This is a genomic window from Pseudomonas sp. MWU12-2029 (assembly GCF_023242425.1).
Taxonomy (GTDB): Bacteria; Pseudomonadota; Gammaproteobacteria; order Pseudomonadales; family Pseudomonadaceae; genus Aquipseudomonas; species Aquipseudomonas kribbensis.
Genome location: NZ_JALJDY010000010.1, coordinates 215395 through 228277, shown reverse-complemented (window position 1 = coordinate 228277; position 12883 = coordinate 215395). Strand labels below are relative to the sequence as shown.

Here is a 12883-nt window from a genome sequence, read left to right as displayed (position 1 = left end):
GGTCAAGCGACGGCTACGACGTCGAGAATCCGTTGCACCACCCGATCCTGATCGATGCCGGCGGCCTCGGCCTCGAACGACAGAATGATGCGGTGACGCAACACATCGAACAGCACAGCCTGGATGTCTTCCGGGCTGACGAAGTCGCGACCGGCCAGCCAGGCGTGGGCGCGGGCACAGCGGTCGAGGGCGATGGAACCGCGCGGGCTGGCGCCGTAGGCAATCCATTCGGCCATTTCCGGATCGAACTTCGCCGGGTTGCGCGTGGCCATCACCAGCTGCACGAGGTATTCCTCCACGGCGTCCGCCATGTACAGACCGAGGATTTCCTTGCGGGCGGCGAAGATCGCCTGCTGGCTGACCCGGCGCTCGGGTTTGGTTTCGCCGTTCAGGGCTTCGCCCCGTGCCTGTTGCAGGATCCGCCGTTCGACGGCGGCGTCCGGGAAACCGATCTTCACGTGCATCAGGAAGCGGTCGAGCTGCGCTTCAGGCAGCGGATAGGTGCCTTCCTGCTCGATCGGGTTCTGCGTGGCCATCACCAGAAACAACGGCGACAGCTCGTAAGTGCTGCGTCCGACACTGACCTGACGCTCGGCCATGGCTTCGAGCAGCGCCGATTGCACTTTGGCGGGGGCGCGGTTGATTTCGTCCGCCAGCACCAGGTTGTGGAAGATCGGGCCTTGCTGGAACACGAAACTGCCGGTTTCCGGGCGATAGATCTCGGTGCCGGTGATGTCGGCGGGCAGCAGGTCCGGGGTGAACTGAATGCGATGGAACTGGGCTTCGATGCCCTCGGCGAGTTCTTTGATCGCTTTGGTCTTGGCCAGACCCGGGGCGCCCTCGACCAGCATGTGGCCGTCGGCGAGGAGGGCGATGAGCAAGCGCTCGATGAGTTTTTCCTGGCCGAGAATCTGCGTTGAAAGAAAGGTTCGCAGCGCCAGCAGCGCTTCACGATGTTCCATCGATGACTGTTCCTGGAAAGGGTGGCCACAGGCGTTCGGATAACGCCGGGGCTGGGGGCGTTACTTTAATCCATCGCAGGGGGTGGCGACTAACGGCATTTTGCGCAAAGTGCGGGAAATGACCGGGGCAATTGTTGGAAATTTGTAGGGCGGGGGAGGTGCGGTGTTCTTTCGGGCCCTTTCGCGAGCAAGCCCGCTCCCACAATGGACCATATTTTCCTGACAGAACGCGGTCACTGTGGGAGCGGGCTTGCTCGCGAAGGGGCCGGCCCAGACACCCTCAAATCTGGCTGATAAAGGTGCCAGTACCATCAAGAATGTTCTTAAGGGTCTCCTCGACCTCGGCCAGATCTACCATGTCCGGGTTGTAGGTGATTTCCAGCACATCGTCGCCATTCAGCGCATCGGCATCCGCCGCCGCGATTTCGATCTTCAGCAGGGTCTTGCTCAGCGTGACTTTCACGCCGTCGAGGGTGGACGGTTCGCCATCCAGGGTGATCTCCAGCTCGTCCTCGTCCGGATAGCGGCTCATCAGAAACATTTCGCCCTTGTCGCTGTGGCAGCAGAGCATGGCCATGTTGTCTTCTTCGTCGTCGCACGGGTTGACGATCAAAAGGGCGGTGGTCATTTGCATGGGGAATTCCTGCCTCGGCGGGCTTGTTGGTCGCAATTGGGCGCGATTCTGCCAGCCCCCGGGAATTTCTGCATGTGAGAGTGTCAGAGGATGTGTCGTGAACGCGACGCAGGTCAATGGTCATTCCTGGCACGCCTGTACCGTAAAACCGGGGATTCAGACCGGCGTTCTGCCCCATGAATGCTAGTGTTTACCGATGTGCCTGCCCGGGTTTACGTGCCAATGACCGAATATGTCGCAGCACCGCAAGCAGACACATTGTCGCACCCATTAAGCTGCGCAACGGATGAGCACCCGTAAAGGCATTGTCGGCATGCCGGACAGTCGTTTTTGCAGATGCCCATTCATGGAAGGTGAATGTGACCTGAGTGTCTCGTCCAGCTTCACCCACCTGTCACCCTGTTTCCTCTGCCCGAGATTCAGGAACAGGGCGACGGAACGCCCCGAAAGGGGTTTTGTACGCGACGCTTTCCATCAATAACAAGCCCAAGCGGAGTACCACAGATGGCGTTCTTCACCGCAGCCAGCAAAGCCGACTTCCAGCACCAACTGCAAGCGGCACTGGCGCAGCACATCAGTGAACAGGCACTGCCACAAGTGGCGCTGTTCGCTGAACAATTCTTCGGCATCATTTCCCTGGACGAGCTGACCCAACGTCGCCTCTCCGACCTCGCTGGCTGTACTCTTTCTGCGTGGCGCCTGCTTGAGCGCTTCGATCACGCGCAACCGCAAGTGCGTGTCTACAACCCCGATTACGAACGTCACGGCTGGCAGTCGACCCACACCGCGGTCGAAGTGCTGCACCACGACCTGCCATTTCTGGTGGACTCGGTGCGCACCGAGCTGAACCGCCGTGGTTACAGCATCCACACCCTGCAGACCACCGTGCTCAGCGTACGTCGTGGCAGCAAGGGCGAACTGCTGGAAATCCTGCCAAAGGGCACCAGCGGCGAAGGCATCCTGCACGAGTCGTTGATGTACCTGGAAATCGACCGCTGCGCCAACGCGGCCGAACTGAATGTGCTGAGCAAGGAACTGGAACAGGTTCTGGGTGAAGTCCGCGTTGCGGTCGCCGATTTCGAGCCGATGAAGGCCAAGGTGCAGGAAATCCTCACCAAGCTCGACAACAGCGCATTCGCCGTCGATGCCGGCGAGAAGAACGAAATCAAGAGCTTCCTGGAATGGCTGGTGGGCAACCACTTCACCTTCCTCGGCTACGAAGAATTCACCGTGGTCGATCAGGCCGATGGCGGCCACATCGAATACGACCAGAATTCGTTCCTCGGCCTGACCAAGATGCTGCGCACCGGTCTGACCAACGAAGACCGCCACATCGAAGACTACGCCGTGAACTACCTGCGCGAACCGACCCTGCTGTCGTTCGCCAAGGCTGCGCACCCGAGCCGGGTCCACCGTCCGGCCTACCCGGACTACGTGTCGATCCGTGAAATCGACGCCGACGGCAAGGTCATCAAGGAACACCGCTTCATGGGCCTGTACACCTCGTCGGTGTATGGCGAAAGCGTACGTGTCATCCCGTTCATCCGCCGCAAGGTCGAGGAAATCGAGCGTCGCTCCGGCTTCCAGGCCAAGGCTCACCTGGGCAAGGAACTGGCACAGGTTCTGGAAGTGCTGCCGCGTGACGACCTGTTCCAGACCCCGGTCGACGAACTGTTCAGCACCGTGATGTCGATCGTGCAGATCCAGGAGCGCAACAAGATCCGCGTGTTCCTGCGCAAAGACCCGTACGGTCGTTTCTGCTACTGCCTGGCCTACGTGCCGCGCGACATCTACTCCACCGAAGTTCGCCAGAAAATCCAGCAAGTGCTGATGGAGCGCCTGAAGGCGACCGACTGCGAGTTCTGGACCTTCTTCTCCGAGTCCGTGCTGGCCCGCGTGCAGCTGATCCTGCGCGTCGACCCGAAAAACCGCATCGACATCGACCCGCTGCAACTGGAAAACGAAGTGATCCAGGCCTGTCGCAGCTGGCAGGACGATTACGCCGCACTGACCGTCGAAACCTTCGGCGAAGCCAACGGCACCAACGTGCTGGCGGACTTCCCTAAAGGCTTCCCGGCCGGCTACCGCGAGCGTTTCGCCGCGCATTCGGCCGTGGTCGACATGCAGCACCTGCTCAACCTGAGCGAGAAGAAGCCGCTGGCCATGAGCTTCTACCAGCCGCTGGCCTCCGGCCCGCGCGAGCTGCACTGCAAGCTGTATCACGCCGATACCCCGCTGGCGCTGTCCGACGTGCTGCCGATCCTGGAAAACCTCGGCCTGCGCGTGCTGGGCGAGTTCCCGTATCGCCTGCGTCACAACAACGGCCGCGAGTTCTGGATCCACGACTTTGCGTTCACTGCCGCCGAAGGCATGGACCTGGACATCCAGCAGCTCAATGACACCCTGCAGGACGCGTTCGTCCACATCGTGCGCGGCGACGCCGAAAACGATGCGTTCAACCGTCTGGTGCTGACCGCCGGCCTGCCATGGCGCGACGTCGCGCTGCTGCGTGCCTATGCTCGCTACCTGAAGCAGATCCGTCTGGGCTTCGACCTCGGTTACATCGCCAGCACCCTGAACAACCACACCGACATCGCTCGTGAACTGACCCGGTTGTTCAAGACCCGCTTCTACCTGGCACGCAAGCTGGGCAGCGATGATCTGGACGACAAGCAACTGCGTCTGGAACAAGCGATCCTGACCGCGCTGGACGACGTTCAAGTCCTCAACGAAGACCGCATCCTGCGTCGTTACCTGGACCTGATCAAAGCGACCCTGCGTACCAACTTCTACCAGACCGACGCCAACGGCCAGAACAAGTCGTACTTCAGCTTCAAGTTCAACCCGCACTTGATCCCTGAGCTGCCGAAGCCGGTTCCGAAATTCGAAATCTTCGTTTACTCGCCTCGCGTCGAAGGCGTGCACCTGCGCTTCGGCAACGTCGCGCGTGGTGGTCTGCGCTGGTCTGACCGTGAAGAAGACTTCCGTACCGAAGTCCTGGGCCTGGTAAAAGCCCAGCAAGTGAAGAACTCGGTCATCGTGCCGGTGGGTGCGAAGGGCGGCTTCCTGCCGCGTCGCCTGCCACTGGGCGGCAGCCGTGACGAGATCGCGGCCGAGGGCATCGCCTGCTACCGCATCTTCATCTCGGGCCTGTTGGACATCACCGACAACCTGAAGGACGGCAAACTGGTTCCGCCGGTCAACGTCGTGCGTCATGACGACGATGACCCGTACCTGGTGGTCGCGGCGGACAAGGGCACTGCAACCTTCTCCGACATCGCCAACGGCATCGCCATCGACTACGGCTTCTGGCTGGGTGACGCGTTCGCGTCCGGTGGTTCGGCCGGTTACGACCACAAGAAAATGGGCATCACCGCCAAGGGCGCGTGGGTTGGCGTACAGCGCCACTTCCGCGAGCGCGGCATCAATGTCCAAGAAGACAGCGTGACCGTGGTCGGCATCGGCGACATGGCCGGCGACGTATTCGGTAACGGCCTGTTGATGTCCGACAAGCTGCAACTGGTTGCTGCGTTCAACCATATGCACATCTTCATCGACCCGAACCCGAACCCGGCCACCAGCTTCGTCGAGCGTCAGCGCATGTTCGACCTGCCGCGTTCGGCTTGGTCCGACTACGACACCAGCATCATGTCCGAAGGCGGCGGTATCTTCTCGCGCAGCGCGAAGAGCATTGCCATCTCGCCACAGATGAAAGAGCGCTTCGACATCCAGGCCGACAAGCTGACCCCGACCGAACTGCTGAACGCCTTGCTCAAGGCGCCGGTGGATCTGCTGTGGAACGGCGGTATCGGTACTTACGTCAAAGCCAGCAGCGAAAGCCACGCCGATGTCGGCGACAAGGCCAACGATGCACTGCGCGTGAACGGCAACGAGCTGCGCTGCAAAGTGGTGGGCGAGGGCGGTAACCTCGGCATGACCCAACTGGGTCGTGTGGAATTCGGTCTCAATGGCGGCGGTTCCAACACCGACTTCATCGACAACGCCGGTGGCGTGGACTGCTCCGACCACGAAGTGAACATCAAGATCCTGCTGAACGAAGTGGTTCAGGCCGGCGACATGACTGGCAAGCAACGCGATCAGTTGCTGGCGAGCATGACCGACGAAGTCGGTGGTCTGGTGCTGGGCAACAACTACAAGCAGACCCAGGCCCTGTCCCTGGCTGCCCGCCGTGCCTACGAGCGTGCCGCCGAGTACAAACGCCTGATGAGCGATCTGGAAGGTCGTGGCAAGCTGGACCGCGCCATCGAGTACCTGCCGACCGAGGAGCAGCTCACCGAGCGCGCCGCGACCGGCAAGGGCCTGACGCGTCCGGAACTGTCGGTGCTGATCTCGTACAGCAAGATCGACCTCAAGCAGCAGCTGCTGGACTCGCTGGTGCCGGACGACGACTACCTGACCCGCGACATGGAAACGGCGTTCCCGCCGAGCCTGGTCAGCAAGTTCGCCGATGCCATGCGTCGTCACCGCCTGAAGCGCGAGATCGTCAGCACCCAGATCGCCAACGATCTGGTCAACCACATGGGCATCACCTTCGTTCAGCGACTCAAAGAGTCCACCGGCATGACCCCGGCGAACGTGGCAGGCGCTTACGTGATTGTGCGTGACATCTTCCACCTCCCGCACTGGTTCCGTCAGATCGAAGCGCTGGACTACCAGGTCTCCGCTGACGTGCAACTGGAGCTGATGGACGAGCTGATGCGTCTGGGCCGTCGCGCTACGCGCTGGTTCCTGCGTGCCCGCCGCAACGAGCAGAACGCTGCCCGTGACGTCGCGCATTTCGGTCCGCACCTGAAAGAGCTGGGCCTGAAGCTGGACGAACTGCTGAGCGGCGAAATCCGTGAAAACTGGCAGGAGCGTTATCAGGCTTACGTGGCGGCCGGTGTACCGGAACTGCTGGCGCGTATGGTGGCGGGTACGACCCACCTCTACACGCTGCTGCCGATCATCGAAGCGGCCGACGTGACTGGCCAGGATCCGGCCGAAGTGGCCAAGGCGTACTTCGCCGTGGGCAGCGCGCTGGACATCACCTGGTACATCTCGCAGATCAGCGCCTTGCCGGTTGAAAACAACTGGCAGGCCCTGGCCCGTGAAGCGTTCCGTGACGACGTCGACTGGCAGCAACGCGCGATCACCATCGCCGTTCTGCAAGCGGGCGGCGGCAACCTGGACGTGGAAGAGCGTCTGGGGCTGTGGATGGCGCAACACGACGCGATGATCCAGCGCTGGCGCGCCATGCTGGTGGAAATCCGTGCCGCCAGCGGCACCGACTACGCCATGTACGCGGTGGCCAACCGTGAGCTGAACGACGTGGCGCTGAGCGGTCAGGCGGTCGTGCCTGCTGCGGCGACTGCGGAGCTTGAGCTTGCTTGAGTAGCCGTTGAATGAAAAAGCCCCTGCATTGTGAGATGCGGGGGCTTTTTTTTGCCTGATGGTTTTCTCGTTACTGCAAGTTATGTCCTTGTTTGTTATCAAGCATCGACACTTTATCTGCCGGCCTGGTCAACAAATTACTGAGCGACTGGTCAAACTTCTGCAACGCCCGAACCTGAACTTCCTGCTGCTGATTAATATCCGCAACAATCTCCTCCGAACGCTTGAAGTCCGCCCACACCGGCGTCAGCTCTTTCGCCTCGGACCCTTTGGCCGTCCCGATATAGTTGAACTTGCCGTCATAGAAGTCCGCACTCACATCCGCCTTGATGTCCGAACTGCGCGAAGTAATCAACTGGCTGTGAGTATCGACGATCGCTACCACATCCGGATTGGCCGCACGCAGGCTCTGCATGTCCGGGTATACCGTCACCGAGCCGAACTGGCGTTGCAGCGAGGCTTTCACCCAGTCCACGGCCATGTCCGGTTTTGAAGTGGCGACGTAGGCGTCGTGGATCGGCTGCACCAGTAAACTCTGACCGAAACCGGTGCCGGCGTTGGCCTGATACTCGCGCAGGTATTCGCGGTTGGTCTGGGTGCTCGGGCTGTAGACCACGCCCAGCGAGACACCGGGGCCGCTTTTCACCTGGGCGGCGCTGCTGCGGCCGACAGGTTGGGTAAGCAGTGTGTCGAGGGAAGAAACCGCTTTGGGGGCGGTAGGAACTGAACAGGCGGACAACGCTAAAACCGATATCGCCAACGTACTGGCAAAGGCAAGTTTCATGGTGAGTCTCCCGTGAAGCAACTTCAGTCGGAAAGTCAGGAATGTCGGGGTTCATTAAATAGAATCGGCGACAGTTGCCTCAGACTACTCCCGCCAAACTGAAAACAACCTGACAATTTGCTGAATGACTGTCATGCAATAGTTTTATTGGCTGTAAGCGTTTTTGACTAATTGCCCCGAGAAATAAAAAAGGCGCAAATCAACAATTTGCGCCTTTTATTTATGGCTGGTTAAACAACCATCAGTTTTTCAATGGGATCAACACTTGCTCGTCCGGCGACAGCACCATGAACACCAGCAACTTGGCAGGTTTGGTTTGGCTTGCGTTTTTCGACACCAGATGTTCGGAACCGGCGGGTTCGTACCAGAACTGGCCCTTCTTGTAGGTGATCGCTTGTTCGCCCTTGACCTGGGACGTCACTTCGCCTTCGAGCACATAGGCCATGGCCGTGCCGTCGTGTTTGTGGGCGATGGAGGACTGGCCGGGTTTGTAGTCGACTTCGATCATCATGGCTTTTTTGCCGGGGACGTTTTTCAGCATCTGGTCCTGAAGGACCGAGACCTTCTCGGAGGCATCGTGGGCCATGGCGGCGGCAGAAACAGACAGGGCGAGAGCGGCGGCGAAAATGGGCAGGAGTTTCATGGCGGGTCACCTGTGAAGTGGGGGAGTCGGTCTTCACAGTAGTCCGCGAAGTGATGCATTCAAACGGCCAATATTCGGGAAGATCGGGTGACCAATCCGGATTCCCCACAAGCCAGAAAAACCACAGCCTTCGACAGCCTCACAGGTTTCCCCGAGGCTGCCGAAGGCTGCATTTTTCTTGAGTTTTAAACGATAGGAAATGAGTTGAAGTCGACGCTGTTAGCCAACCGACTATCGATCAAGTCAATAAACCCCTGTGCCTCAGGCCGGTTGAAGTGCGCCTGCATCGCCGCCTCCGACTGCCAGCGAGCACTGACCGTCCAGCGGTGGCTGTCGTCGGGGCAACGGTCGACCAGATAGGAATCACAGCCCGGCGTTTCGCGAAGGGTTTCGACGATCTTCTGCAACTGCCTGCCCAGCTCCTCGGAGCGGCCGGCCGCAGCCTGCACCTGTACGGTGTTGATCACTTCGTTGGACATTGCTCACACTCCTGAATCAGGCCGGACGAATCCTGCTCATTGAGGGATAACGCCTGTGCAGAATAGGCCTGCACCCCCGGATCACCAATAACCAATCGGCGGGTAATCCGTTAGACCAATCTACCCGGCGACCTGTTGCAGAATGTCGCGCAGGCGATCCAGCGCGACATCGATATCCAGCGTCTCGATGGCGCCGAAGCCGAAGTACATCCCGCTTCTGGCTGGCTGCTGGTAATAGAAGCCGTCGATGGCGTACAGCCCGACTTCGACCTTTTTCGCCAGTTCGATCACCAGCGGCAAATCGATCGGCACCCGGCAGAACACCGCCATATGGAAGCCTGCGCTGGCCGGCACGGCCTCCAGCCACGGCGACAGGTCGGTGGCCATGCGCGCCAGGATCCGCTCGCGGCGCTGGGCGTAAACGGTGTGGCAACGGCGAATGTGTTTGAGCAGGCAACCCTCGGCGATGAACTTGGCCAGCGCCCATTGCGGCAGGGTAGAGGCGTGCAGGTCGGTGAGCTGCTTGGCGCGGATCACCGCTTCGAGAATCGCCGGCGGCAGGATCGCGTAGCCGAGCCGCAGCTCTGGCAGCAGGGTCTTGGAGAAGGTGCCGACGTAAGCGACGATGCCGCGCTGATCGAGGTTGTGCAGCGAATCCGTCGGCCGGCCCTCGTAGCGAAATTCGCTGTCATAGTCGTCCTCGATGATGATCGCGCCCAGCTCATGGGCGCGGACCAGCAACGCCTCGCGCCGCGCCTGACTCATCGGCATCCCCAGCGGGAACTGGTGCGACGGCGTCACGTAGATCAACCGCGTGCCATCGGGAATTTTATCGACCTGAATCCCTTCCGCATCCACCGGCACCCCGACCACCGTGGCGCCGTGAGTGCCGAACAGCAGCCGCGCCGGCGGATAACCCGGATCTTCCATCGCCACCAGACTGCCGGGCCTCAACAGCACCCGGGCGATCAGGTCCAGCGCCTGTTGCGCGCCGTTGCACACCACGATGTCTTCGTCCTGGCAGTTCACGCCACGGGAAAACGCGATGTGCCGGGCAATCGCATTGCGCAGCGCCGGCAAGCCTTCCGCCACGCTGTAAAAACCCTTGGACCCCGCCATTTGCCGCATGGCGTGAGACACACAGCGGCGCCAGTCATCGTGGGGGAACTGGCCCTTGCTGGTGGCGCCGCCAATGAAGTCGTACCGCAGCGAGCCTTCCAGCGTCGGATGACGCAGGAACACCGGCAGGTTGCACCAGCTCTCGATCACCTCGGAACTGGCCAGCTCGGAATGGCTTTGCTTGCGCTGAACCGGTGTAGAGCGGGCGTTGACGTAAGTGCCTTTGCCGATCACGCCGGTGAGGAAGTTTTCGTAAGTCAGCTGCGCGTATGTGTCGGAAATGGTCTTGCGCGAAATCCCCAGTTGCTCGGCGAGCAAGCGGCTGGGCGGCAGTTGCGTGCCGGCGGCCAGACGCCCGGATTCAATGGCGCCGCGCAGTTGCTGATACAACTGACCGGCCAGATCCTTGCGGCCGTTGATCACGACATGAAGTTCCATACCGACGGGGCTCCTGGGGCGAATGAGGCGGATTGTGCGCCCGCCAGATTACTCCCGAATGCACGCGGGGCAGAAGTTGCGCGGAGAAAAAACCGGAAATTGGTCAAGGCTCAGTGGTCTGCCGGTTTTCCGTGCAATTGGGGCTGTAACCCTGGCGCACCAGCGCTTACCGTGAAATCACTCTTCTGCTGCCCGAGACCCGCCCATGTCCCCGCGTCTGGATTACTACAGCGCTTCACCCAAAGCCATGAAAGCAATGATTGCCCTGGAAGCGCTGACCAGCAGCCTGAGCATCGAGGCACCGTTGCTGCACCTGATCAAGATCCGCGCCTCGCAACTCAACGGCTGCGCGTTCTGCACCGACATGCATTCGGTGGAAGCGCGGCGGGCAGGGGAGACGGACCGGCGGCTGTACGCCATCGCGGTCTGGCGTGACAGCGGATTCTTCAACCTGCGCGAGCGGGCGGCGCTGGCGTGGACCGACGCAGTGACGCTGCTGGCGGAAAGTCATGTGCCGGATGACGTCTATGAGCAGGCGCGGACACAGTTCAACGAAGGCGAACTGGTGGACCTGACCATGGCCGTCAGCACCATCAGCAGCTGGAATCGCCTGGCGGTGAGCTTCCGGCAAGTCCCCAGTGACTGATCTACGAAACTAGTTCGGCGGCCGCTGCGGTTTCACCGACGTGCCAAACGTATTGCCCATCCGCGTACTGGTAGCCGCCGGCGTCGCCAGCCCCACCTGATTCGGCGGACGCTTGTTGACCGGCACATTCATCGCTTCCTGATTCTTCTGCGCAGCCGCCGCGCCATCCGGGTTGTTGCCCATCTGCTGGCTCAGGCAGTCGTAATTCGGCGCCTTGTAACCGCCCACGGTTACCTCGACGCAACCCACCGCCTGCTCGGCATGCACGCCGCCCGACAGGGTCAACAACAGCCCGCTCAGCGCCAATGTCCACAGTGATTTCATGTGTGCCTCCTGGCCGGCCCGAAGGGGCCGCTCTAACTCAAGAGTCTAGTGCAACGGGCGCGCCGATCCCGTGATGGTTTTTTTGCAGTGGCCGTCACACCAGATTCATAAACAGCCCTCAGGATGACGGTTTTCAGGGATACATCAGCCGTGCAGCGAGGCCGTGCCAGGGAGGATGTTGTGCGCTCAGCGCTCATGCGCCAGCTCTGTCTGGGGCTGCTGCTTGGCTTGTTTCTGAGCCGCGCCAGCGCCGACCCGGTGCCGGCGTCTATGCGCTTGACCTTGCACATCCCGGCCCAGGAACTGGCCCGCGCCCTCGATCAGTTCAGCCGCGCCACCGGCATGGCGGTGCTGGTCGACAGCCAGTTGAGTCGCGGTCGACGCTCCCTGGCGGTGGAAGGCGAATTCACCGCCGCCGAAGCGTTGCGCCGGATGCTCGGCGGTAGCGGGTTGATGGCCAAGTACAGCCGCGACGACGCGTTCACCTTGCAGGTGGCGCAAGTCGAGGACGTGCCGTTGCCGGCGGAGAAACCGACCCCCGCCAGCGTCGCGGTCAACCGCAGTTACGCCACGGCGGTGCAGGCGGCCATCGAACGCAACCTGTGCCGCTCGCCGTTGACCCGGCCCGGCAGTTTTCGCGCGGTGTTGCAGCTGTGGATCGGCCGCGACGGCGTGGTGCAGCACAACCGGTTGGTCACCTCGACCGGTGATGTTCGGCGCGATGCAGCGCTGGTAGACAGTTTTCACACGCTCAAAATCGACCGGCCCACACCCGGCGCATTGCGCCAGCCAGTCACGTTGCTGTTGTTACCCGAATCGTCAGGAAAGCGCATGGAATGCACACAATGGGAAGGAGTTTCCGGGGGATGAAAGACGCCGGACAAAGTTCGATGGTCCAGCTGTTCCTGACGTCCTACGAGGACTTTCGGGTGCGCCTGCGACGCCGTCTCGGCTCGGAGGACCTGGCCAACGACGTGCTGCACGAAACCTACCTGCGGGTCGACCGCATGGAAGCACCGCCGAACCTGCTGCGGCCCAACGCCTACCTCTATCGCATGGCCCTGAACATCGCCGCCGACCGCCGCCAGGCCGATGCGCGGCTGCTCACCGGCAGCGAAGTCGAAGAACTGCTGCAAGTCAGCGACGAAGCGCTCGACCCGATGCGTGTGGTCGGCGGCCAGAAGGAAATCCAGTCGCTGCTCAGCGCCCTCTACGAACTGCCGGCCCGGCGCCGCCGGATCTTCATCGCCGCACGGCTGGAAGAAGCGCCGCACCTGGAAATCTCCCAGCGTTTCGGCATCTCCACGCGCATGGTCGAGAAGGAAATCAAGGCTGCCCTCGGACACTGCGCGGCCAAACTGGAAAGAAAAGTGTTTCAGCGGTTCGGTCGCGGGGCCGGAAAACCGTCTAGTGAATGAAGCTCCGATTGAGTGTCCCGATCAACCCGTCGAGTACCTGCGCGT

The 12883-nt window shown here is 61.2% G+C and carries 11 protein-coding genes; 4 read left to right on the top strand and 7 right to left on the bottom strand.

Going from position 1 to position 12883, the window contains the following annotated elements; translation table 11 throughout:
- Positions 1 to 2 precede the first annotated feature (2 nt).
- Positions 3 to 962, bottom strand: coding sequence for an AAA family ATPase (locus M5B44_RS23795; RefSeq protein WP_007913915.1), 960 nt, complete (start codon positions 960 to 962; stop codon positions 3 to 5).
- 280 nt (positions 963 to 1242) lie between these two features.
- A complete protein-coding gene (locus M5B44_RS23790) occupies positions 1243 to 1596 on the bottom strand; it encodes a hypothetical protein (RefSeq protein ID WP_248740689.1) in 354 nt (117 codons plus the stop codon).
- A 504-nt stretch (positions 1597 to 2100) separates the two neighbouring features.
- Between M5B44_RS23790 and M5B44_RS23785 the strand changes: the two genes are divergently transcribed.
- Complete coding sequence (locus M5B44_RS23785) at positions 2101 to 6987, top strand: NAD-glutamate dehydrogenase (protein WP_248740688.1); 4887 nt, start codon at positions 2101 to 2103, stop codon at positions 6985 to 6987.
- A gap of 70 nt (positions 6988 to 7057) precedes the next feature.
- Here M5B44_RS23785 and M5B44_RS23780 read toward each other — a convergent pair whose 3' ends face one another.
- The 4 genes from M5B44_RS23780 to M5B44_RS23765 form a co-directional block, all read right to left on the bottom strand.
- On the bottom strand, positions 7058 to 7771 hold the full coding sequence (locus tag M5B44_RS23780) for an ATPase (protein ID WP_248740687.1): 714 nt from the start codon (positions 7769 to 7771) through the stop codon (positions 7058 to 7060).
- A 241-nt stretch (positions 7772 to 8012) separates the two neighbouring features.
- Positions 8013 to 8414, bottom strand: coding sequence for a cupin domain-containing protein (locus M5B44_RS23775; protein WP_119428052.1), 402 nt, complete (start codon positions 8412 to 8414; stop codon positions 8013 to 8015).
- A 185-nt stretch (positions 8415 to 8599) separates the two neighbouring features.
- The gene (locus M5B44_RS23770; protein WP_085711307.1) at positions 8600 to 8893 is read right to left on the bottom strand and encodes a putative quinol monooxygenase; all 294 of its coding nucleotides are present in this window, start codon (positions 8891 to 8893) and stop codon (positions 8600 to 8602) included.
- Between the two features lie 120 nt (positions 8894 to 9013).
- Positions 9014 to 10450 carry a PLP-dependent aminotransferase family protein gene (locus M5B44_RS23765; RefSeq protein ID WP_248740686.1) on the bottom strand — a complete coding sequence of 479 codons (1437 nt, stop codon included), beginning with the start codon at positions 10448 to 10450 and terminating at the stop codon, positions 9014 to 9016.
- 205 nt (positions 10451 to 10655) lie between these two features.
- On the opposite strand from M5B44_RS23765, the gene M5B44_RS23760 reads away from it, so the two are divergent.
- Positions 10656 to 11096: a carboxymuconolactone decarboxylase family protein gene (locus tag M5B44_RS23760; RefSeq protein ID WP_065260552.1), complete on the top strand. Its 441-nt coding sequence runs from the start codon at positions 10656 to 10658 to the stop codon at positions 11094 to 11096.
- A gap of 9 nt (positions 11097 to 11105) precedes the next feature.
- Here M5B44_RS23760 and M5B44_RS23755 read toward each other — a convergent pair whose 3' ends face one another.
- Positions 11106 to 11420 (bottom strand): hypothetical protein, encoded by a 315-nt coding sequence (locus M5B44_RS23755; protein WP_025109823.1) that lies wholly within the window; start codon positions 11418 to 11420, stop codon positions 11106 to 11108.
- 195 nt (positions 11421 to 11615) lie between these two features.
- Here M5B44_RS23755 and M5B44_RS23750 point away from each other — a divergent pair, with 195 nt between their 5' ends.
- A complete protein-coding gene (locus M5B44_RS23750) occupies positions 11616 to 12290 on the top strand; it encodes an STN domain-containing protein (protein WP_248740737.1) in 675 nt (224 codons plus the stop codon).
- Positions 12287 to 12838 (top strand): RNA polymerase sigma factor, encoded by a 552-nt coding sequence (locus M5B44_RS23745; protein WP_011334580.1) that lies wholly within the window; start codon positions 12287 to 12289, stop codon positions 12836 to 12838. Before M5B44_RS23750 ends, M5B44_RS23745 begins: the two co-directional genes overlap by 4 nt.
- The last annotated feature ends 45 nt before the right edge of the window (positions 12839 to 12883 follow it).